We start from the raw sequence: 23762 nt of genomic DNA, 5'->3' as shown, positions 1-23762 counted from the left end.
AAGACTGTCCGGAAGAACAGTCTTTTATTTTGTATGATAATAAAAATAATTTTTGTTTACTAATCAAAATTCTGAAGCTCTACCAGTTTATGATAGGTTCCACCCTTGGAAATAAGCTCCTGATGCGTTCCCTGTTCTACGATATCCCCTTTTTCCATCACCACGATCCAGTCTGCTTTCTGAATGGTTGAAAGGCGGTGTGCAATGACCAGCGAAGTTCTGTTTTCCATCATTTTTTCAAGTGCATCCTGCACAAATTTTTCAGATTCGGTATCCAAAGCAGAGGTTGCTTCATCCAAAATCATAATCGGTGGATTTTTAAGAACTGCTCGTGCGATAGAAACCCTCTGTTTTTGTCCGCCGGAAAGTTTTCCGCCATCATCTCCAATGTTGGTTTCGTAACCATTCGGAAGCTGGGTAATAAATAGATCTGCATTGGCAACTTTAGCCGCAGCAATCACTTCATCTCTCGTTGCTTCAGGTTTACCCATCAGAATATTGTTGTACACCGTGTCATTAAACAATACAGATTCCTGGGTGACCATTCCCAGAAGTTTTCGGTATTCTTTCAGTTTTAAATGTTTGATATCGGTGTTATCAATCATAATCTGACCTTCCGATACATCATAAAATCTTGCTAAAAGATTGGCAATCGTCGTTTTTCCGCTTCCGCTCTGTCCTACTAAAGCCACTGTTTTTCCTTTCGGAATGCTAAGGTTGAAATTTTTAAGAATCAGATTAGATTTGTCGTAATAAAAACCAATGTTTCTGAATTCAATTTTTTCCTGAAGGGTAGAAATTGCTACCGGTTCTGTAATTTCTTCAATTTTTACATCCGCATCCAAAATTTCCAACACTCTTTTTAGAGAGGCTTCCCCTTTCTGAACATTGGAAATGGAAGCCGATAAACTTTTTGCGGGAGGTAAAATCTGGAAGAACATTCCGAGAAATACCAGAAAATCAGCAGGTGATATACTGTGTTCTACGATGATCTGCTTTCCGCCGTACCATGCGATAATTAAAAAAGTAATAGACCCCAGAAATTCGCTCATCGGCGAAGCGAGTTCTTTTTTTCTTCCTAATCTTATCGAGCTGTTGATCCATTTTTGCATAGACTGCATAAAACGGTTGTCCATAATTTTTTCAGCACTGAAAATCTTGATCACTTTTGATGATTTCAATGTTTCGTCCACAATAGAAAAGATATTTCCCATCTCGTGCTGCGCTTCGTGAGAATCTTTTTTAAGGCTTTTTCCGATAAGAGCAATCATGGTTCCCATTACCGGTAAGACCAACAGTGAAAACAAGGTCATTTCAGGGCTCAGGAAAAATAAGGTAACCAATGTGCTGATCAGCATAAACGGAGCGTTAATCAGCTCAATCAGACTTCCTAAAATATTACCTTCTACCTCGCCCACATCATTTGACATACGTGACATCAGATCTCCTTTCCTGCTTTCTGTAAAAAAAGAAACCGGGAGAGAAAGTATTTTACGGTACATTGCGCCACGAAGGTCTTTTGTAACTCCTACACGGTAATTGATCAGCAAAAAAGAGCCAAAATATCTGAATGCATTTCTCAAAAGAAACATAAATGCAGTAATAATACAAAGCCATGCAAGTATTTTTAGTGACCCGTAATCGGTAACCAGGCTTTGTACGTAATAATTGGAATATTCTTTTAAGTAAGAGAAAACATCAACAATATTTCCGGAATAGACAGGAGCAGATTCATACTTTTCAGGTTTGATAGTGCCGAAAAGCATTCCCAATACGGGAAGGATCGTTCCTAAAGAAGCAATCTGAAATACGGAATACATAATATTGAAGAATAAACTTCCGTAGATGTATTTTTGATGCGGTCTTGCGAATTTCAGTATTTTTTTATATTCGTTCATTCAATGCAATTGGATAGCAAAATTAATATAAAATATAATGATATAACGATTTTAATTGAATTTTACTTTATCATTGTATTGAGGATTAAAGTTTTTGGGACTTAATTTTTCCAGCGTCTCTCCAAAATTATTAATGATCTGGGTGAGATTTTCAAAATTAACGACATTCACATCATCATTTACCTGATGATAATGTTTGATCTTACTCATATCTGCTGTGGAAATAGAATGGGCAATGATTTTTTTCTTTACAAAATTTACGTTATCTGACCTATAAAAAAGCTTTTCGGAAGCATAAGGATCCGGGTGAATTTTAAGACCGTTCACGGCATTTTCATTAAAAAGCTCATCAAGGTCAGAAAATTCGTCACCGGTGATGAAAACGGCATTTTTCCCAAACTCAGATTCTGTAGCCACCATTTCGAAATTAAAAAGCGCAGAAAGACGGGTGTACATTTTATCCAAATTTTTATCTTCAGAAATCGCTTTTGAGCCCAACATTCCTTTTTCTTCTCCATTAAATGCCATAAAAACCATTGAAAATTCCGGGGTTTTATTTTTAAAATAATCTGAAATTCCTACCAATGTGGTGATTCCGCTTGCATCATCATCGGCTCCGTTATAGATATTGTCCCCGCTTTTACTGCTGGTCCCTATGTGATCAAAATGCCCTGAAAAGCCCAGAAGCTTATCAGATTTGCCTTTTTTGACACCACAAACATTGTATACTGTTTTCCCTTTATAGTTAAATGGAACGAGATAAGAATTTCCCGTACAGTATTCCAGATTGTTTTCTTTAAAAAGCGTTGCGATATATTGAGCGGCGTTGTCATTCTCTGCGGTTCCTATTTCGCGGCCTTTCATTTCGTCTGATGCAAGTGTTGAGATAACGGTTTTTATTCTCTCAGCAGAAACTTCCTGAGCAAAAGAGAATGCTGAAAATAGGGATAAGATGAGGAATGCTGATTTTTTCATAGGTTTAATTTTTTTAATCTGTCGCAATGAAGGGATAAATATTACATCGCGCTGCAAATTTACGGCAATATTAAATATTTTACAGGTACCATATTCTCCTGGTCAGAGTAATATCTTATTTAAAATAAAAAACAGCTCCTAAAAGAAGCTGTTCTTACTCAAAAAATCATTGTAAGGCTATCGAAGTCTGTCTACAGATTTTACGAGCCTCTCGTCTTTTTTGATAAAAATATTTGCTAAAAGCAAACAGATTACCGCAACAGACGGGAAAATCGGCTCAATACCCTTCTCAGGAAAATCTATTCCTCCGGATAAGTTTTGCAGCCAAAACGCCAATATGCCAATCAACAAAACGTTTATAATAATGCTGATCGTATTCAGCATGATCTGTCTTTTTCTGTTTTTGAAGCTGAAAACACTAAAAGCTCCAGTTAAAACCAAAATAATTGATGAAACTTCTATGACCGGAAAATCTCCAAAAACGCTTACATCTTTTCCTGTAATAAAAAGGGAAGCTGCTGCTAAAACAGACAGCAAAATCCATATGGTTTGTATTCTCTGTAACATAGAATTCTAAATTCCCTGCAAAAATAACATAAATTTTGCACAATTCAAAAATAAGTGTAGATTTGCAATATACAATGTACTTGAAAACAAAAGTCACCGGACTTACTTTTCTTACTCACAATTAATTACAATTTTTACATAACATATGTTTAACATAGAAACGTTAAGGTCAAGATCCGTAACGGAACTTACTAAAATCTTAAAGGATTTGGGCGTTAAAGTAGCAAGAACCAGCAATGAGAACGATAAAATCTTTGCTATTCTTGATTTTCAGGCTTCTAACCCTAAAGTCACGAGAGATTACTTTAATTCAACAGAAACAGACACGACTCCTGAAGAAACTCCTGCCGATACTGTTGTAAAAGCTGCCGCTCCAAAAAAACCGGCACCCAAAAAAACACCGAAACCGAAACAGGTTCTTCCGTCTCAGGAAGAGAAACCGTCAGATAAAAAAGATGTTGCTGAAGAACCGAAAGCCACACTACCTGAACCTGAAATAAAACAGGACGAAGTAAAAGAACAGAATACAGAAAGAGCTTCTTCTAATGCGTCCAGACAAAAAAGAAAAAGAGTGCCTCCTACAGCTGATGCTGCTGAAAATCCGGCACAGGAAAAAACAGAAACCCGGCAAATTGAAGCTTCACAAGAAGCTCCGGTAAAGGAGGAACGGCAAAACAGGCCTCAAAATCAACCACCGGTTCAAAAAAATCAAAATCATCCTCAGCATTCTGGAAATTCCCAAAACAGAAACCAGAACAGCAGCAATCAACCTCCGCAGAATCAGAATGCAAATCAAAACCAGCATTCTAATCAGAACCAAAACCCTAATCAGAATCCTAACCAGAACCCTAATCAGAATCAAAACAGACATTCTGAAAGACAGGAAGAGCCTGAATCCAGAAAAGAATTTAATTTTGACGGATTAGTGAGCATCGAAGGGGTGTTAGAAATATTACCTGATAATTATGGATTCTTACGGTCTTCAGATTTCAGCTATATTTCTTCGCCGGATGATGTGTATGTATCAACCGCGCAAATCAGAAACTTTGGGTTAAAAACAGGAGATAACGTAAAGGGAATCGTACGATTGCCAAAAGAAGGAGAAAAATATTTTTCTTTATTAAAACCAATAGAAGTAAACGGGCGTGATCTTGCCTTTATCAAAGATCGTGTTTCTTTTGAATATCTGACTCCGCTTTTCCCGGAAGAAAAATTCAATCTTGCAGGAGACAATTCTACGATGTCTACCAGAATCGTGGATCTTTTTGCCCCGATCGGAAAAGGACAGCGCGCAATGATCGTAGCGCAGCCGAAAACCGGTAAAACCATGTTGCTGAAAGATATTGCCAATTCTATCGCGGCCAATCATCCGGAAGTCTATATGATGGTCCTTTTAATTGACGAACGTCCTGAAGAGGTGACCGATATGGAGAGAAGCGTGAATGCAGAAGTAATCGCATCCACCTTTGATGAGGCTGCAGACAAACATGTAAAAGTGGCTAATCTTGTATTGGCAAAAGCTCAGAGAATGGTAGAATGCGGACATGACGTTGTTATTTTGCTGGATTCTATTACAAGACTGGCAAGAGCATACAATACAGTAACTCCTGCTTCGGGTAAAGTTTTATCCGGAGGTGTGGACGCAAACGCACTTCATAAACCGAAAAGATTCTTCGGAGCCGCAAGAAAAATTGAAAACGGAGGCTCTTTAACAATTATCGCAACCGCTTTGATTGATACAGGTTCTAAAATGGATGAAGTGATTTTTGAAGAATTCAAGGGGACCGGAAATATGGAGCTTCAACTGGACAGAAAAATTGCCAACAGAAGAATTTATCCTGCCATTGATCTGGTTTCTTCCAGCACACGTAGAGATGATTTGCTTTTGGACGAGGTAACTTCTCAAAGAATGTGGATTTTAAGAAAGTATCTTTCTGAAATGAATCCTATTGAAGCCATGGAATTTGTCAATAAAAACATCCGGGGAACTTTGAATAATGAAGAGTTTCTGATGTCAATGAACAAATAAAATTATTAAACTATACAAAAAACCGCATTATTGCGGTTTTTTGCTTTTAGATATAGATGAACTATTTATCAGTTTACTTTATCAATGTTAAAGATTTATTAAAGTAATGTTCAATATTGGTTATTGGATTAATTATTGGCTAACTTTGAAATATAACATTTAAAAAATTAAAATTATGTCATTTACATTACCACAATTAGGATATTCTTATGATGCTCTTGAGCCTACGATCGATGCAAAAACGATGGAAATTCACCACACAAAACATCATCAGGCGTATATCGATAATTTAAACAAAGCAATTGAAGGTACAGATCTTGAAGGTTTGACCATCGAAGAAATCTGCAAAAACGGTGTTGAAAAACCAGCGGTAAGAAATAATGGAGGAGGGCATTTCAACCACTCATTATTCTGGGAAATTTTAACGCCGGGCGGAAGTAAAGAGCCTGTAGGAAGCGTAAAAGCAGCTATTGAAAACTATGGCGGCTTAGAAAAATTCAAAACTGATTTTTCTGAAGCTGCAAAGACAAGATTTGGTTCAGGATGGGCTTGGCTGATCAAAAATGAAGATGGATCGGTATCCGTAACGTCTACGCCTAATCAGGATAACCCGCTAATGCCTGTTGCAGATGCTAAAGGAACCCCGGTTTTAGGATTGGATGTTTGGGAGCATGCTTATTACTTAAACTATCAAAACAGAAGACCAGATTACGTTTCTGCATTTTTTGATGTCGTAAACTGGGATAAAGTAGAAGAGTTATTCAACAAATAATCTTTGAGGATATAAATAAAAAAAGGTTCAGAATTTCTGAACCTTTTTTGTTTTAATAATGAGTCAATAAAAAAACACCCAATCAATGAGTGCTTTTATTTATATTTATGGTTCTTTCTGCAAAATCACAAATGCCGGAAAGTGGTCACTGTAACCTCCGGTAAACTGATCACCGTTCCAGGATCTGAAAGGATAGCCTTTATAATTGCCTTCTTTATTAACCAAATAGGCAGGTGCAAAAACTTCCGCTTTAAAAACAGAATATTCTTTAGGATTTTTGTCTAAAACTAAATTTTTCGATACAATGATCTGATCAAAAAGATTACCGGAATCCTGATACGCCAAAGAAGCGATCCCATTTTTATATAAAGGATACATCAGGTTAAGATAAGGCGTTTCTTCATTAAGATCTTTTATATTTCCGGCAGCTTTGAGGTGCGTTTTCAAACTTGCACTTACAGGATCGTCATTAAAATCTCCCATTGCGAAAAGCTTTGTTGATGGATCTGCAGTTCGTATACTGTCCATCTGCTGTTTCAATAAAGCTGCTGCTGCATTTCTTTTAGGAAGAGATACGGCTTCACCTCCTCTTCTGGAAGGCCAGTGATTCATAAAGAAAGCGACTTTCTCGTTATCTAAAAATCCGGTCACCACCAGAATATCTCTTGTATACTCTCTTTTTCCGTTTTCGTCAAAAACCTTTAGTTCTTTTTTTAAAGAGTTCGTCACGGTGAATCTTCTTTTCTGATAAATGAGCGCTACATCAATCCCTCTGTAATCATAAGAATTATAATGAATAATCCCATAATCGTATTTTGCCAAAACAGGCTGTTTGATAAGATCCTGGATAACCTGTCTGTTTTCAACCTCAATAAGCCCCACCACCGCCGGAGCAGTTTTGGTATATTGAGCACCCAGTTCAGAAATTACTTTAGCTTCATTAGCCAGCTTAGCCTTATACACTTTGGTATTGTAGTTTTTGGCACTTGACGGCGTAAATTCTTCAGAACCGCTTTGGTATCTTATTGCTTTCTTACCTGCCAAAAGGTTATCACTCCACTGTCCTTCATATTTTTCTGCCTCCAGTAATTTGATCGAATCAAAAGGAATGCTTCTGTGAAAAGCCGGATTGGTCTTGTCTTTCGTACCATCTATATAATCTACTGAACGTATCGTATCCCAAAGGTTTTCAACATTCAGAAACCCTACAGCGGCAACCTTTTTTAGTTTTCCCTGTTGCGCAAAAGCCATTACCGAAAAAACGATGGCCAACAAACTTAAAAATTTCTTCATCTTAGAATATTAAAATTATTTAATCCGCAAATTTACTTTTTTTTAATTGATGCCATTTTAATTATTTGTAAATTTCTCATCTGATAATTTATATTTTTTTACGGAAGATTAATAAAATTTAACAATGTTAAGAAAAAATAATGTTAAAAAATTTTTAAAATGTAAAATTTGATTAAATTTGTGCCCCCTAAGTTTTTAACCTATTGAGAACGAAGGTAAAAAGTATTAAAAAAAGCATTTATACTCATGATTAAAAAACTATCATTAGTCTCTTTATTTACTTTGCTTCCTGCATCATTTTATTTTGCGCAGACTACCGTGTTTGCGTATCTTAAAGATGCGGAAGGAAAACCTGTTGAAAGGGCAGAAGTAGATCTGAAAGGGAACGACAATGACGTTACGGCAGACAAGATTGGATATTTTCAGCTTGTTGATCTGCAGCCGGGACATTATCAATTGGTCATCTCCAAACCGAATTACGAAACCAAAGTAATGGAGTTTGACGTTGCCAGTGAAGAAAAAAGAAAGGATTTGGGGGTTGTAACCCTATATTCCACTCTTACCAACGCAGATCAGGGTTTAGCGATTATTGACAGCGACGAAGATGATGATAACAGCAGTAGCAGCGGAAGCCAGTCTTCTACTGTAGGTTTGTTACAGTCTTCTATGGATGTTTTCAGCAGAATTGCCGCGTTTGACTTAGGTTTCTACTGGTTCAGACCAAGAGGAATTGATGGGAGAACAGGAGAATCTATGCTTAACGGAGTTTCGATGGTAAAATCAGACAATGGAAATGTAGATTTCAGCAACTGGGGTGGGCTTAACGAAATTACAAGATATCCAGAAATCTCTTCAAATCATTCACCCTCAGAATACGCTTTCGGAGGAAACAGCTCTGTAGTATATAAAAATACAAGAGCGAGTGAGTACAGAAAAGGATTTCAGTTTACCCAATCTTTAACAAACAGAAATTACAGAAACAGAACTTCTTTGCGATATAGCTCAGGAATGAGCAAAAGCGGATGGGCATTTACTGCAATGGGAGCCAGAAGATGGGCGGAAGAAGGTATTCAGGAAGGAACCTTCTATGACGCTTACGGTGCTTATCTTGGAATTGAGAAAAAGTTTAATGACAAACATACCATGACATTAAACCTTATCGGAGCTCCTTACAGAAGATCTACTGCAAGTCCGAGTACTCAGGAAGTATACGATTACAGAGGCGTACATTACAACTCGTATTGGGGATGGCAAGACGGAGAAAAAAGAAGCGAAAGGGTAAGAAGAGGTTTTCAGCCGCTTTTCCAGCTTCAGGATTTCTGGAAGATTAATAAAAACTCTAATTTGTGGACTTCCGCTTCCTATCAGTTTGGAAAAGATAAAGGTTCACGCTTAGACTGGAACGGAGTTTCAAACCCGTCTCCTGCTTATTACAGAAATTTACCCAGTTATTACGTGAACAGTATTATTTATAATTCTACCAATAATACACTTGATCCGGCTTTATACACTACTTTAACAGACGCTTACAATACAAGTTTACAAAGCTGGCAGAATGGAGATCCTAATGTTACCCAACTCAATTGGGGACAGATTTATGCCAATAACCAAAAAGCAGATGCGGTAGATCAGGCCGAAATGGGCCGTCTTTATGGGATTAGTGGAAAGAGATCAAAAATCTATCTGGTTGATGATGTAAGTGATGACAAAATTTTCAATGCTGCGACGCATTATACTTATAATTTTAACGACCGCACCAAATTTATATTAAACGTATCATATCAGAATTACAGATCTGAACTTTACCGTGAGGTAAAAGATCTTTTAGGCGGAGAATATGCTATTAATGTAGATCCTTTCAAAGAATCTGCAAAACCGGGATCTACAGGATTCTATAATACGCTCGATCCCAATATTCAGTTAAGAGAGGGCGATCGTATGACCTATAATTATATTCTGAGAAGACAGGAAGCAAAAGTAAACCCGGGATTGAAATTATCTACAGGTAATTTTGATATTTTTGTTTCTGCTTTGGCAGGATATTCTTCTTCAAACAGAGAAGGGCTTTTCAAACATTATTTATATGAAAATTCTTACGGTAAAACGAAAGATTACAATTTCTGGAATTATGGTTTAAAAGGCCAGATCGTGTATCGTATTAACGGAAGAAATTTCTTGGTGTATAATGGAGCCGTATTTAATCAGGCACCTTTCCTGGAAGATTTATTTATCAACCCAAGAGTAAATGGTCTGGTAAATCCTAATATCAGAAGTACGGTTTATACCGCAAATGACTTAAGCTATGTAATGAATACGCCATTTATCAAGATCAGAGCTACTGCATTTTTGGTGGATACTGAGAATGAAACCAACGTACAGAGATTCTTTGCAGATGGTATTCAGCTGAATAATACCAATCCTGACGGAACGGTTTCGCAAGTACAAAGTGCTTTTGTGACGCAGGTAATGTCTAATGTTGAGAAAAGAAACATGGGTGCAGAATTAGGGGTTGATGTAAAAATCCTTCCTACTTTATCTGTACAAGGTTTGGCAAGCTACGGTCAATATACATACCGTAATAATCCTGATGTATTCTTGGTTTCTGATGCTTCAGGAAGTAATGTTGCTTCTTTCGGAAAAGCATATATTAAAAATTATAAACAAGGAGGTACACCTCAGGAAGCATTCTCTTTAGGTCTTCGTTATAATAGTCCTAAATACTGGTGGATTGGCGCCAACTGGAACTACTTAGATAATAATTATCTGGATCCAGCTCCGGCTCTAAGAACAGAGAATTTTGTTCAGAATCCTTACTCAAGCACTCCATATATAGATCTTACAAACGAGCAGGTGCGTGATCTTCTGAAGCCTACGAAACTTCCGTCTGCATTTTTCTTTAATGCAAATGTTGGGAAGTCATTTGTATTCGGAAAGTATTATGTATTATTAACGGCTTCAGTGAATAATATCTTAGATAACAAACGATATATTACAGGTGGTTTTGAACAGACAAGAGAAACAAAAGCACCGGATTATGCTTTGGATTATAACAGCCCGGCTCCGTCTTTCGGTCCGAAATACTGGTATACACAAGGACGTTCTTACTTTATTAACTTACAATTCAGATTTTAATCAATAAAAAAAACAAAAAATGAATAATATCACAAACTTTTTTAAAACGGCATTTTTAGCAGTAGGTGTACTGTCTATCGTGTCATCTTGTGTGAAAAACGATGAGTGGGAAACTCCGCCAATCGCATGTTCAAATAAATTCGAAGCACCGACGATGACCATGGCTGCATTTGCTGCACAGGTTCCTTCCACAGGGTATAAACTGATCACTACAGATCAGATTTTTGACGGGTACATCGTTTCTTCTGACGAGCAGGGTAATTTTTACAAAACAATCTCTTTTCAGGATAAAACAGCTAATCCTACTGTAGGTCTACAGATTGAAGTAGACAAAGCAAGTAATTTTGCAGATTTCCCGGTGGGGGCTCATATTAGGATTAATGCAAAAGGCCTTCGTTTAGGATTAGACAGAGGTACCGTAAAATTAGGTTCTGAAGATCCTACTTTTGCGATTGGAAGAATTCCTCAAGCGCTTGTAGGAAGATATCTTTCAGGAGTTTGCGGTGGAAACGGACTGGATATTCAGACTTTGGTTCCGACTCCTATTGCTACATTGGCAGACGCGAAAAATCCTGCGCTTATTAACACTCTTGTTACGGTGCCGGATGTACAGTTTAATATCTCTGAAGTGTTCCCTACCCAAAAGAAATTTATTGATTATGATGCAGGTGGACAAGGTATAGATACCGATAGAAATATTGAAGATAAATTTGGTAATACAACGGTAATCAGAAACTCAGGATTCTTTAAAACAGGAGGTGAGCTTTTACCAAAAGGAAACGGAAACATTACATTCGTTGTAAGCAGATACAACACAACTTGGCAAATGTTAATCAGAAGTATTTCTGATATCAAGTTTACTGGGGCTAGAGTAGATGCTACTCCACCAAAAGGAGGTACGGCAATCGCATTTTCAGGATCTTTCCTTGAAAATTTTGAAAGCTATTCATTAACGCCTGCTAACTTAGAAGTTTATCCTAAATATGTAAATGACCCTGTTTTAGGAAACAGATACTGGCAATTGAAGACTTTCAATAATAACAAATATATTCAGCTTGGTGCTAATTCAGGATCAGGAAGTTATTTGACATATTTTGCCGTTCCTGTTGATTTTACAGCTGCAAATACACTAAAATTTGATGTGAATGTAGGTTTCTGGAATGGAAATGCTCTTAAAGTATATACAACAACCAATTATACTGCATTAGGAGATATTACAACAGCTACCAAAACAGATATTACTTCATCATTCGTGATTCCTACCACGCCGCTTTCAGGATATGGTATTTTAACACCAGCAGGAACATATACGATTCCGGCTGCACTTACCGGAAACGGATATATCTTGTTTGAATATTCAGGAGCCTCTACAAGTACTACCACTACAATACAGTTGGATAATATCCAGGTTCAATAATAATTTGATATAACGAATTATACTTACGAAAGGGCTGCTAATTGCAGTCCTTTCTTTATTGTTCAATTTGCAAATAGTATAATTAAGAGCATAGAATATGTAAATCCGAATGCATAAATTTGAAGTTAAATATGAGTATATTAATATGCTTAAATTAACAAACGAATGCCATTATTGATTAATTGGTTTTAAACATTAATGAAGTAAAATAAGGTATGAATAACTCTAAAAAATTTATTTTAATAATGCTAATTTTAACATTATATGGAGTTTACTTAATGAAATTTGAAAAGGCATCACCACCCAGTATAGAAATGCTTAAAAACGTTAAATATACTGTAGGTGAAATAACTTCACGGTATTATTATAGTAAAGGAGGCGCGTATGGATATGATTATAAATTTGAATATGAAAAAGGAATAGTGAGAGGTGCTCATCAAAACGGAAATTTTATTTCAGGTAGAAAATATTTAGTTGCATATGATTCCACGGATATAAGAAATGGGTATGTAATTCTTGATAAGTATGATATTACAGATTCGCTTTCTAAGTACCGCATTTATCCTACTTATACGATGTATCATGAAACATGGCCTTTGCAAAAAATACCATTTCAATATGATAAAAGTCGGATAGAGGATGAAATTATGCTTTGGATAGATAGATAAATAAAACCCACTGTTTACACAGTGGGCTTTTTTTATTTAATTTAAATTGCTTTCGTTTAAAAAGAAACCTCATTCACTTCTTTTCCCCTTTGAAAATTCATCGTTTTCTGACTTCCTTTATAAGCGATATTCACCAGATTGATCTGTTTTGGAAAAGCACTTAGCAATATGGTATTTTTAATTTTTAAACTGCTGATGTCAGAAACACCATCGGTCTCAAAATACACCCAAACTGTTTCTCCGCTTACCTGGCTCCCTGTAAAAGTGAGGGTTTTGGGAGAATTATCTACATACACATCAAAATTGTTGTTCACATACTTCTTGACTTCCGCTTCAAATCCTGCCGTGTTACGATTTATTTTAAGCGCGTCCGAAATATGGCTTGTGTTCATTTTTGTAGTAAATTTCAGGGTTTTACTTCCGTCAATATAGTCTACTTTCGTCATTGACGAATAAAAGTCGGCATTCATGAAGCTCATTAATGCAAATAGTGTTAAAACACCCGATATATATAAAAATTTTTTCATTTTAGTAATAATTTTACAATCAATGTAGTTGTTGTATGGCTCAAATATAGTGCCAATTAAAAGTTAACGTTCACCGAGTATTTTTCATAGAACGCTCTGATGTGCTCTACCGCTTCGTCGGCCGTATCTACCACACGGTAAAGGTCTAAATCTTTTTCAGAAATCATTCCTTCGTTCAGTAAAGTGGCCTTAAACCAGTCTAATAATCCACTCCAGAATTCGGAGCCTACCAATACAATAGGAAATCTTCCAATTTTGTTGGTTTGAATAAGCGTAATAGCTTCTGTGAGCTCATCTAAGGTTCCAAAACCACCGGGCATGACAATAAATCCCTGAGAATATTTTACAAACATTACTTTTCTCACAAAGAAATAATCAAAGCTCAGCGAATACATTTTGCTGATATAGGGATTAAAGTGCTGTTCGAAAGGGAGATCAATATTTAAACCGATCGACTTTCCTGCCGCGTTGAACGCTCCTTTGTTTCCCGCCTCCATAATTCCGGGACCACCGCCTGTGATGATTCCAAAGCCTATTTTTGTGATTTTCTCGGCAATTTCTACCGCCATGTTGTAATATTTACTGTCCGGCTGTAGCCTTGCCGAACCAAAAAGAGATACACAAGGCCCTATTTTTGCCATTTTTTCATAGCCATCTACAAATTCAGCCATGATTTTAAAAACCATCCAGCTGTCTTTGGTTACAATTTCGTCCCAGGTTTTTTGTCTGAAACTATTGTGTAAAATAGATTCATTAAGATCAATTTCGGGATTTTGTAAACTTTCATCCCTGCTTCCTTCTATTCCCATCGTGGTTTATTTAAAATATTTTTCGGCTTCTATTACAGATTCGGGTCTTCCAACATCGATCAGGATGCTGTGATGTAAAAAACCGTGGATTTTTTCAGTATGCATCAGATCGAGGTATTCTTCCATAATAGAAAATTTGCCGGTTCTTTTAATTTTATCAAAAATAACAGGATTAATACAGTGTACCCCACTGAATGCATATGCTTTAAAGCCTTTATTAAACTCTGCAAGTCTCTGTTCCCCCGTCTGCACATTCAGCCAGCCTCTCAGGACAAGATCGTCATTGAAAAGCAGTTTTCGGGAGCTGATTCTGTCTGAAACCGCTAATGTAGCAAAATCTTTACTTTCTTTATGATAATCAACTAAATGGTTGATATTGATATCCGTAAGAATATCTGCATTCATAATGAGAAAATCTTCTCCGTGATTCAGGAATTTTTTTGCAAAAATCAAACCTCCTCCCGTTTCCAGAAGTTCTTCAGATTCATTTGAGATTTCAATCTTGCAGTTAAAATTATCGTTTTTCTTTAAAAAATCAATAATCTGATCCCCGAAATGATGCACATTAATCACGAAATCTGTAATCCCAAAACGTTTAAGATACAGGATATTTCTTTCCAGTAAAGGAATTTCATTCACTTTAGCCAGAGCTTTCGGATGATGATCGGTAAAAGGTTTGAGCCGGGTTCCTTTTCCTGCCGCAAATAGTAATGCCTTCATAAAAATATGAGTTATAATTAATTGGTAATGAGCAATTTAGTTTTTAAGCAGAAATAATAATGGAGCAAAATATTATTTATTGCACATTACTGATTACTTATAATTAAGTTGATGCTGCTCATCATGATGAAGGCTTACTTCTACTTGATCGCCATATTTTTCTTCAATGAAATGCGCAATTTTTATGGCTGAATAAACCGATCTGTGTTGTCCTCCTGTACAGCCGAAGTTGATCTGAAGATTTTCAAAACCCCGCCCTAAATAATTGTCGATATTGATGGAAATCATGCTTTTTACCAGCTCTAAAAACTTGGGCATATCAGTTCTGGTTTCAAGATATTCCTGAACGCCGATGTCGTTTCCGGTCTGGATTTTATATTCTTCCACTCTTCCCGGATTTAAAATTCCGCGGCAGTCGAAGGTAAATCCGCCTCCGTTCCCGGTTTCATCTTTGGGGATTCCTCCTTTTTTATACGAAAAGCTGTGTATGTCGATGTGTAGCATTGTATTTATTTTTAAACTTTAAATCTTAATGGTTCAAAATTTTTTTAATTTTATTTTTTGTTTCCTCAGTATTTAATTGTCTAATCACATGTATTAATTCCGGATAATCATTCATATTTTCCCAGCTTTCCGAGAAATGAGTAATGTTTTCAATGCCCATTTCCAGACTTGAAATGAAATGCTGCTTTTTCTGGATCAGCCCACGAAAGCCATATGCACCCAAAACCTGCAGATATCTCATCATCAAAATAGGCATCACCGAATTTTTTAGCTGAATTCTGGTTTCTTCATTTTTAAACTGTGAAATATAGAAATCTAACATCTCATTTTTAAAATCTTCAGGAAAGTTGGCTTTAGCCTGAAATAAAAATGAAATTACATCATACATTAATGGGCCGTGCATTGCCGACTGATAATCTATAAAGGAAACTTCATCTTTTTCATTTACCATGATATTTCTCGATTGAAAATCGCGGATCATCAAGCCTTTAGGCTGCAGACTTTCAATGAGAAAGACTATATTTTTAAATTCTTTAAGTAAGCTGGATTTATGATATTCCATTTCCAGGACATCTGCCAGGAAATTTTTAAAATAATACAGATCGTGCATAACCGGAAGCTCATTATAGCTTTCATATTCAAAAGTCTTCTGATAATCTATTTTTCCGTCTGTTTTGGTTTGCAGCTGAAATAGTTTTTCTAACGTCTGTTTTACCAAAGATTTAACCTTTCCAGATACGCCTTCTTTTGAGATGGTTTCTGAAAGGGTCTGTTTGCCCAAAAATTCCTGAATATACCATTGTCGGTCTTCAGAAATACTGTAAATGTGAGGGGTGTTAAGATATAAGCCTGAAAAAACTTCAGAAAAATAGAGGAAACTTTTATTTTCGCGAATATTTTCGTTGTAGGTCATGATGTAATTTTCATTTTCGGTTTTCACCAAAAAATTCACTCTTGCGGAACCGCTTTGAGCTAAAGGAATACATTCTGTGGATTTTTTACCAAGCTGGCTTTCAAAAAATCTTTTTGCGTTTTCGGAAGTCATAATCTGTTCACAAATATACTACTTTACGTCCTAATTTTTATCTTTGCAATATGCTAAAGGACTTTAAACCTGTTTTAGGAATTCTGCTCAGATTTATCATCATTTATCTGGTGTTGCTTTTTGCATACCAGTTTTATCTGAACAGTTTTAAAGCACAAGGTTTAGACCATTACTCAAGGATGATTGCAGAACAGGTCAGGTTTATTCAGAGTAAACTGGGTATTGCTACTCAGCTGTATGACGATGTTGCCAAAGAGCAGGTCTGGTTTTATGTAAAGCAAAAATATGTCACGAGAATGGTAGAAGGCTGTAATGCCGTTTCGGTAATGATTTTGTTTTTATCTTTTGTTTTTGCATTTTATAAAGGCTCGAAAACCTTTATTTTTGCACTTGCAGGGCTTCTTATTCTTTATCTGATGAATGTAGCAAGGATTATGGGATTAAACATCGTTACAAGAGATTATCCTCAGTATAATAAAATGTCTCATGATTATCTTTTTCCGGCAGTGATTTATGGAACAGTTGTAGTTCTCTGGTTGGTCTGGATCAAATTTTTCGCATTAAAACATGAAAATTCTTAATTGGTTTTTGATTCTTGCCGGTATTTTAGCGCTATTCTGTGTAAGAATGCTTGAAGATCAGATTTTTTATGATCCTTTTCTTTCTTATTTTCATGAGGCTAACAAAAACCTCACTTTTCCGGATTTTGATTGGGGAAGGCTCATTGCAGGACATTTTTTCAGGTTTATTCTAAATCTTATTTTTTCCTGCGTAATTATTCATTTTTTGTTTAAAAATAAAACGTGGACATTGCAGGGAGCGGTTTTAATCACCTTAGTGTTTTTTATTACTTTTCCTATCTATTTATACTGCATTGCTGACCGATTCGAAACGGGATATCTTTTCTCTTTTTATATGAGAAGATTTGTGATTCAACCCTTGATTTTACTTCTGATTATCCCTTTGTTTTATTACAGGCAGAAGATCGTACAGAAACCGGATTAAGATTTTTAATTATTCCTCCGCAGTGTGCTTATCTACGCGGGTTACATTTTCCGGAGTCCAGGTTACTCTCTTTACAAAGTCTTTTTCGCGTACAGGGCAATCTGCAATTTGGCAGATCGGGCAGGAGATCGGTTTGCAGTCATCCATATGAAAATTAAATTCAATGCTTCTCTTCATATTGCTGGCTAAAAGAAGAATGACATTTTCCATTTCATTGTGAGCTTCCCGAAGGCTGTAGTACCAAGGCAAAGTAATATGGGCGTCAATATGAAGTGATGCGCCAAACTGCTGGATTTTCATGTTGTGAACATCAATCCATTCTGTTTTTCTGTTTTTTTCAAGGAGATCAATGATGCTGTTCAGCAATTTCGGGTCCTGCTCATCCATAATTCCGCTCAGCGATTTCCGGACGATTTTATAGCCTACCACAATGATGTATCCTCCGAAAAGAAGTGCAACCACAGAATCTATCCAGTAAATTTTAGTAAAATATACAATGATTAAACTGATTACTACGCCTAATGTCGTGATGGTATCCGACTGAAGATGCTTTCCTGAAGAAATTAAAACCAGAGAATTTTCTTTTTTTCCTTTTTTTATCGAAATATATCCTAGAAAATAATTGACAATTGCCGTTGCCGCAATAATGGCAATTCCCCAATCAAGCTGGTTCAGAATTTTTCCGGTAAGTAAACTGTTGATTCCCTCGTAGATGATCATAATCCCCGCAATGGCAATTAACGCACCCTCGATTCCCGAAGTGACAAACTCTACTTTTCCGTGTCCGTAAGGATGGTCTTCATCTTTTGGTTTTGAGGCTAAGTATAAGGAATAAAGGCCCATAAAAGCACTGATGACATTTACGATACTTTCCATGGCATCAGAAAATACAGCATCGGAATTTGTAAGCTTCCACGCGATAATTTTCCCGATGAAAAGGAGCACTCCAAAAACAGCGATCATTTTCTGGAATCCTATTTTATCTTTGCGGAGGTTGTTTGTACTGTTCATAGTTTGATAAAAAAAAGAATCTCTGTTGGAGACTCTTTTTATTTTTGTTAGTTTATACTAAGTTGTGGGCTACCAAGTATTCTGCAATCTGTACTGCGTTGGTTGCAGCGCCTTTCCGCAGATTATCTGCCACAATCCAGAGATTGAGTGTTTTGGGCTGTGAGAGGTCTCGCCGGATTCTTCCGACGAAAACGTCATCTTTGCCTTCCGCAAACAGCGGCATCGGATACTCATTATTTTTCACATTATCCATAACGACTACACCCGGTGTTTCAGATAAGATTTTTCTTACTTCATCAAGATCAAATTCATTTTCAAATTCGATATTTACACTTTCAGAATGCCCTCCCTGTACAGGAACTCTTACTGCAGTCGCTGTCAGATTGAAGGAGTCGTCGCCTAAAATCTTTTTAGGTTCTTTCATCAGTTTTATTTCTTCCTTCGTATAATCATCATCAGAAAATACATCGCAATGAGGCAATGCATTTTTAAAAATTTGATAAGGATATACTTTTTCTACAGAATTGTTGCCACTTATTTCAGCATTTAACTGATCTACAGCCGCTTTACCGGTACCGGTTACAGACTGGTAGGTAGAAACAATCACTCTTTTCAGGTCGTATTTTTTATTCAGCGGGCTCAAAACCATCACGAGCTGAATGGTAGAGCAATTCGGGTTGGCAATAATTTTATCGTCTTTCGTTAAAACATCGGCATTGATTTCTGGAACGACCAGCTTCTTATCGGGGTCCATTCTCCATGCGGAAGAATTATCAATTACCGTTGTTCCGGCCGCTGCAAATTTTGGGGCAAATTCTAATGAAGTGGTTCCTCCTGCAGAAAAAATAGCAATATCTGGTCTGGCTGCAATCGCTTCTGCCATACTTACTATTGTATATTCTGTATCTTTATATTTGATTTTCTTTCCGACAGATCTTTCTGATGCTACAGGAATTAATTCTGTAACCGGGAAATTTCTTTCTTCGAGAATTTTAAGCATAACCTGCCCAACCATTCCGGTTGATCCTATTACCGCTACTTTCATGGGGTTATTTAAATAGATTAAAAATCTGTTGATTATGTTTTAAATGGCTGATGATATTCAATTATCCTCCAAACAATCTTTTCCACTGGAATGCCCAGAGTACTAATGCAACCGCGATCAATGCCATGATGACCCAGCTCATATTTAATTTTTCGTTGGTTTTGAATTTTTTATTGACAATGGTTAATAATATTGCTGCAATAATCATTGCGGTAGGATGTTCAACATAGGTGTTTCGCAAAATAGAATCTTTCATTAACATTCCCGATTCTTTTGCGGCTTTAAACCCCGGAGAAAAAAAGAATAACATGATTAATCCAATCACTGCTTGCGTATGAAAGAAAATCATGGTAAAAAGGGAAGATTTTCTTAAAAATTTTGAAATTTTGCCTGAATATCCAAACATGGTCATCAAGAGTGCAACGATGAAAACAGCAATTGCAAGCAATATCAAGTAAGCAAAACCACGGTGCGCCTGAAGCATAATGTTGAAATCCATAAATAGTATTTTTTAGTTAGCTGCAAATATAAAAAAATCCCGGCTATAAAGCCGGGATTTGGTAGTATATAAAATCTAAATTCTTAGAAGTTAAATGACAATGTTGCAGACCATGTTCTACCATAACCGAAATAAACTTGGTTTTGTTGGCTTACTCCATTCCAGTTTCCTGCTGATTGATATAATGCGTAGTTTGCTGCTGTCGAAGCAATTGTACCACCATTAATATCTGCATATTCTTGTGCTGAAAGGTTAGCATGAGTATTGGTATTAGATTCTGCTATATAAGCCTTATCTAATAAGTTATATACATTACCTCTTAATGTGAAGAATTGATTAGGGTTTTTTAATTTAATTTTAAATGAAATTCCTAAGTCAACTAATCCATATGTTGGAAGTTCTAATGCCCCTTTGTTGCCTGCAGCTTGATTTGAAAAGTTAAGAAGGTTTAAGTTTGCATAGAGATTCTTAACACCTCTATAAGTTCCATCAAATGAGAACCAATCTGTTGGTTTGATTTTAAAACCGGCTGCTAAACTAGATTGAGCTGCACCTCCAACTTTTACTTTATCTAAGTATAATGTTTGAGCATCTGCACCAATTTGTTCATTGGTTTCGGTGAAAAGATTTCCTTGCGCGTTTCCTTTGTAATACCAATCGCCAACAGAAACCATTCCAAATAAACTTACCATTTTATGTACATTGGCAGTTACTTCTAATTCAGCACCTTGGTGAATTTCAGTGATCCCCTGAATATTTGCATATGCATTTGAGATGCTATTATTTGTAGCAGGATTGTTATCCGGATCTACTGTAAGGCCTCCTCTTCTTAAAAATCTATCCTTCCATTCTGTTCTGTAAAGGTTAAGATTTGCATTAAAGATTCCTGAACGGAAACCATACCCTACTTCAACTCCGAAGATTTTTTCGTTTGTTAAATTAGGATTAAGATAGTTTTTATTGTTTGGATATACTGCGTTTAAGAATGGCTGCTTAGAATAATATCCAACATTTGCAAAAACATTATGATGATCATCAATATTATAGTTTGCGCCTGCTTTCACATTATAACCTAAAATATTTTTAAATCCTGTTTCTGTATATAAAGCAGGGTTTGTTGCTGTAGGCTGAATAATAGGAGCGTTTGGTGCAGTAGAAGCTGCAAAACCTGCCTTCGTCCCATTTAATAATGTTACACCATCAATAATAAAATGATCAATTCTCTGAAATGATTGATTAGAAACAGCACCAGAAACAAATGCAGATAATTTATCGTTAGAATATTCTAACTGTCCAAAACCTCCATACCATAAAACTTCTCCATCATTATTATAAGCGACCATGTCTTCTTCATTGTTCAGCTTTCCTCCGAAAGGATTCCAGCTTGGATTTGTAGAAAATGAATTTGAAATGATTCTTGGAGTAGCAGTATAAACGTTTCCAGGAGCAGTATAAAAATTCTGATTGGTATTGTCTTTATATCCAGATGCACCATATAAATCAGAGATTACCTGATAATGGTATCCATAATAATATCTGTCATCTGTACCAATAGTAAAGTTTAAATTGTCATTTATTTTGTGGTTGAAACTGATAATTGCTCCGAACCAGTTATGCGAATTAATAGATGATCTTCTTACTAATGTATTTCCTGCTGCGGCTGTATTTACATTTACACCAGCATTTGCAGCATATATTGCGTCGTAATCTATCTGTCCTGTCGGTGTTACAAATCCTGAAACAAATTTTCCTCCAACTCTACCCAAATCTCCTGTTCCTCCACCTCTTCCGAAAGAACCATAGAAAACAGAGTTTAATTTAGATTTCTCACTCATATTCCAGTCCCAGTTAAGAGACATTACAGGTTTGTGATAATAGTTTATTCTATTAGAAACTACTTCTCCATTTCTATAACCCCAATCTGCATTGTATCTTCTGTCAGGAGTACCATCATTGTCCTCATTGTATTTGATGTAATTTTGAATAGAAGAATAGGTTGATCTTTGATTATGCCATTGTGGAGCACCAGTAATGGTAAATTGGAAATCATGTTTTCCTCCAGGTTTGTTATATCCTAAAGCAAAATAGTAATTGTAACCTTCAAATTGTGTTCCGTCAGCATACATTGAACCTGCCGTTCTACTCATTAAGAATGAGCTCGACCACCCTTTTGCGCTTTTCCCGGTATTGTATGCAAATAAAGTTTTTACATAATCGTCATTACCAAGGCCTAGAGAAACGATTCCGCCTTGTTTTTTATCTGCTGCTCTTGTTAAAACGTTAATAGTTCCTCCAACAGAAGCAATAGCCAATTTTGATGAACCCAGACCTCGTTGTACCTGCATTGCAGAAGTTACGTCAGAAAGACCGGCCCAGTTTGACCAATAAACAGCGCCATTTTCCATATCATTTACAGGAACTCCGTTTACCATAACGGCAATGTTTTCCTGTGCGAAACCTCTGATGTTAATTTTAGAATCTCCAAAACCACCACCTGCTTTTGTAGCGTATACTGAAGGCGTTGTATTTAGGATTTCAGGAAATTCCTGGTTTCCTAATCTTTCAACAATCTGAGCTTCTTTAATTGTTGAAACGGCAACCGGTGTTTTTCTATCTTTGGCGATATCGGCAACACCTGTAAGTACAACCTGCTCGATGTCTTTTGACCTTGTGTCAACAGTATCTTTAACTTGTTGTGCATAATAAACACTAGCTGTAGAAAGTGAGATAATCACAGTTAGCATTGATTTGTTGATTAATTTCATAATCGTAAGTAATAGTTAGATTTAAATTTTATGCAAAATTCGGCAAATAAATTTTAACTCTTATTAACTAAACGTTAATTTTTAATCAATCTTAATAACAGTTAATGCGCTGTAATACAGACAATTGTACAATATTTGGATTTTTAGCTGAAAAAAATCATATTATTTAATTTTTAACAAATGGCACTTGTTTTTATTAAATATATAATCTTTATTTTACCGCCTTAAGACTTAGATCAATATTTTCTGCTGAGTGGGTTAAGGCTCCTGCTGAAATATAAGTTACTCCAGTAGCAGCGATTTCTTTAAGCTGATCTCTTGTAATGCCTCCCGAAGCTTCGCTTTCACAAGTGCCGTTAATCATAATAACCGCTTTTTTCATGGTTTCCACATCCATATTATCCAGCATGATCCGGTCTACTTTGGCTTTGATAGCTTCCTGCACTTCTTCAAGGTTTCTGGTCTCAACTTCAATTTTCAGTTTCTTTTTTGATTTCTTCACGTACTCTTTTGCCATTTTCACGGCATTTATAATGCTTCCATTGTAATCAATATGGTTGTCTTTCAGCATGATCATATCGTATAAACCATATCGGTGATTGGTCCCGCCGCCGATGGCGACAGCCCATTTTTCACAAACCCTGAAATTGGGCGTCGTTTTCCGGGTGTCTAAAAGCCTGGTTTTTGATCCGATCAATCTTGAATCCCATTCGTGCGTCATGGTTGCAATGCCGCTCATTCGCTGCATACAATTGAGAACCAGTCTTTCTGTTGAAAGAATTGATCTTGCGCTCCCTGTTACGATAAATGCAACGTCGCCCACTTTTGCCGTTTCGCCGTCTTTGATGAATCGTTCAATTTCCAGATTTTTATCAAAAGTTTTAAAAATCATTTCAGCGAGTTCTACACCGGCAAGAATACAGTTTTGCTTTACGAGAAGCTTTGCACTTTGAGTAAGATCCTTCGGAATGGTAGAAAGAGTAGAATGATCTCCATCCTGAATGTCTTCTTCCAAAGCATTTTTGATGAATTGCTTTAGTACTTTATCGGTTGCGTAACCTGGTCTTTTCATGTTGAATGA

The 23762-nt window shown here is 36.4% G+C and carries 21 protein-coding genes; 7 read left to right on the top strand and 14 right to left on the bottom strand.

The window, feature by feature from the left end; all coding sequences use genetic code 11:
- Window positions 1-59: 59 nt before the first annotated feature.
- From N0B16_RS07720 to N0B16_RS07710, 3 genes are all read right to left on the bottom strand, one after another.
- Window positions 60-1898, bottom strand: coding sequence for an ABC transporter ATP-binding protein (locus N0B16_RS07720; protein WP_262990225.1), 1839 nt, complete (start codon window positions 1896-1898; stop codon window positions 60-62).
- Between the two features lie 51 nt (window positions 1899-1949).
- The gene (locus N0B16_RS07715; protein WP_262990223.1) at window positions 1950-2873 is read right to left on the bottom strand and encodes a M28 family peptidase; all 924 of its coding nucleotides are present in this window, start codon (window positions 2871-2873) and stop codon (window positions 1950-1952) included.
- A 177-nt stretch (window positions 2874-3050) separates the two neighbouring features.
- Entirely contained in the window at window positions 3051-3440 is a 390-nt protein-coding gene (locus N0B16_RS07710; RefSeq protein WP_262990222.1) for a DUF4293 domain-containing protein, read from the bottom strand.
- 145 nt (window positions 3441-3585) lie between these two features.
- Here N0B16_RS07710 and rho point away from each other — a divergent pair, with 145 nt between their 5' ends.
- Together rho and N0B16_RS07700 are read left to right on the top strand one after the other, a co-directional pair.
- Window positions 3586-5469, top strand: a complete 1884-nt coding sequence (gene rho, locus N0B16_RS07705; RefSeq protein WP_262990221.1) for a transcription termination factor Rho — start codon at window positions 3586-3588, stop codon at window positions 5467-5469.
- Window positions 5470-5644: 175 nt separating this feature from the next.
- A complete protein-coding gene (locus N0B16_RS07700) occupies window positions 5645-6241 on the top strand; it encodes a superoxide dismutase (protein WP_262990220.1) in 597 nt (198 codons plus the stop codon).
- 105 nt (window positions 6242-6346) lie between these two features.
- Here the strand turns inward: N0B16_RS07700 and N0B16_RS07695 are convergent, their stop codons facing one another.
- Window positions 6347-7534 carry an endonuclease/exonuclease/phosphatase family protein gene (locus tag N0B16_RS07695; protein WP_262990219.1) on the bottom strand — a complete coding sequence of 396 codons (1188 nt, stop codon included), beginning with the start codon at window positions 7532-7534 and terminating at the stop codon, window positions 6347-6349.
- Window positions 7535-7780: 246 nt separating this feature from the next.
- Between N0B16_RS07695 and N0B16_RS07690 the strand changes: the two genes are divergently transcribed.
- The 3 genes from N0B16_RS07690 to N0B16_RS07680 all read left to right on the top strand — a co-directional run bounded on the left by N0B16_RS07690 (window position 7781) and on the right by N0B16_RS07680 (window position 12751).
- On the top strand, window positions 7781-10666 hold the full coding sequence (locus N0B16_RS07690) for a carboxypeptidase-like regulatory domain-containing protein (RefSeq protein WP_262990218.1): 2886 nt from the start codon (window positions 7781-7783) through the stop codon (window positions 10664-10666).
- Window positions 10667-10685: 19 nt separating this feature from the next.
- The gene (locus N0B16_RS07685; protein WP_262990217.1) at window positions 10686-12083 is read left to right on the top strand and encodes a M949_1556 family lipoprotein; all 1398 of its coding nucleotides are present in this window, start codon (window positions 10686-10688) and stop codon (window positions 12081-12083) included.
- Window positions 12084-12298: 215 nt separating this feature from the next.
- The gene (locus N0B16_RS07680; protein WP_262990216.1) at window positions 12299-12751 is read left to right on the top strand and encodes a hypothetical protein; all 453 of its coding nucleotides are present in this window, start codon (window positions 12299-12301) and stop codon (window positions 12749-12751) included.
- A gap of 56 nt (window positions 12752-12807) precedes the next feature.
- On the opposite strand, the gene N0B16_RS07675 is transcribed toward N0B16_RS07680, so the two are convergent.
- The 5 genes from N0B16_RS07675 to N0B16_RS07655 all read right to left on the bottom strand — a co-directional run bounded on the left by N0B16_RS07675 (window position 12808) and on the right by N0B16_RS07655 (window position 16356).
- Entirely contained in the window at window positions 12808-13278 is a 471-nt protein-coding gene (locus N0B16_RS07675; RefSeq protein WP_262990215.1) for a DUF6702 family protein, read from the bottom strand.
- A 56-nt stretch (window positions 13279-13334) separates the two neighbouring features.
- Window positions 13335-14087 carry an LOG family protein gene (locus N0B16_RS07670; RefSeq protein WP_262990214.1) on the bottom strand — a complete coding sequence of 251 codons (753 nt, stop codon included), beginning with the start codon at window positions 14085-14087 and terminating at the stop codon, window positions 13335-13337.
- 6 nt (window positions 14088-14093) lie between these two features.
- A complete protein-coding gene (locus N0B16_RS07665) occupies window positions 14094-14807 on the bottom strand; it encodes a nucleotidyltransferase family protein (protein ID WP_262990213.1) in 714 nt (237 codons plus the stop codon).
- 93 nt (window positions 14808-14900) lie between these two features.
- On the bottom strand, window positions 14901-15311 hold the full coding sequence (locus tag N0B16_RS07660) for a RapZ C-terminal domain-containing protein (protein WP_262990212.1): 411 nt from the start codon (window positions 15309-15311) through the stop codon (window positions 14901-14903).
- A 25-nt stretch (window positions 15312-15336) separates the two neighbouring features.
- Window positions 15337-16356, bottom strand: coding sequence for an aminoglycoside phosphotransferase family protein (locus N0B16_RS07655; RefSeq protein WP_262990211.1), 1020 nt, complete (start codon window positions 16354-16356; stop codon window positions 15337-15339).
- Between the two features lie 50 nt (window positions 16357-16406).
- Here N0B16_RS07655 and xrtF point away from each other — a divergent pair, with 50 nt between their 5' ends.
- Entirely contained in the window at window positions 16407-16937 is a 531-nt protein-coding gene (gene xrtF / locus N0B16_RS07650; RefSeq protein ID WP_262990209.1) for an exosortase family protein XrtF, read from the top strand.
- A complete protein-coding gene (locus N0B16_RS07645; RefSeq protein ID WP_262990208.1) occupies window positions 16924-17361 on the top strand; it encodes an exosortase F system-associated membrane protein in 438 nt (145 codons plus the stop codon). The genes xrtF and N0B16_RS07645 overlap by 14 nt, the downstream gene beginning before the upstream one ends.
- Window positions 17362-17370: 9 nt before the next feature.
- Here N0B16_RS07645 and N0B16_RS07640 read toward each other — a convergent pair whose 3' ends face one another.
- The 5 genes from N0B16_RS07640 to nadC all read right to left on the bottom strand — a co-directional run bounded on the left by N0B16_RS07640 (window position 17371) and on the right by nadC (window position 23753).
- Window positions 17371-18372: a cation diffusion facilitator family transporter gene (locus N0B16_RS07640; protein ID WP_262990206.1), complete on the bottom strand. Its 1002-nt coding sequence runs from the start codon at window positions 18370-18372 to the stop codon at window positions 17371-17373.
- Between the two features lie 52 nt (window positions 18373-18424).
- Window positions 18425-19417, bottom strand: a complete 993-nt coding sequence (locus N0B16_RS07635; RefSeq protein ID WP_262990205.1) for an aspartate-semialdehyde dehydrogenase — start codon at window positions 19415-19417, stop codon at window positions 18425-18427.
- Between the two features lie 61 nt (window positions 19418-19478).
- On the bottom strand, window positions 19479-19916 hold the full coding sequence (locus tag N0B16_RS07630; protein ID WP_262990204.1) for a hypothetical protein: 438 nt from the start codon (window positions 19914-19916) through the stop codon (window positions 19479-19481).
- Between the two features lie 83 nt (window positions 19917-19999).
- The gene (locus N0B16_RS07625; protein WP_262990203.1) at window positions 20000-22681 is read right to left on the bottom strand and encodes a TonB-dependent receptor; all 2682 of its coding nucleotides are present in this window, start codon (window positions 22679-22681) and stop codon (window positions 20000-20002) included.
- A 211-nt stretch (window positions 22682-22892) separates the two neighbouring features.
- Window positions 22893-23753: a carboxylating nicotinate-nucleotide diphosphorylase gene (gene nadC / locus N0B16_RS07620; protein ID WP_262990200.1), complete on the bottom strand. Its 861-nt coding sequence runs from the start codon at window positions 23751-23753 to the stop codon at window positions 22893-22895.
- Window positions 23754-23762: the final 9 nt, after the last annotated feature.

This window comes from Chryseobacterium gilvum (genome assembly GCF_025628965.1).
GTDB lineage: Bacteria > Bacteroidota > Bacteroidia > Flavobacteriales > Weeksellaceae > Chryseobacterium > Chryseobacterium gilvum.
Note: the sequence above shows the minus strand (reverse complement) of the source record. Positions and strands in the feature narration are given on the sequence as shown.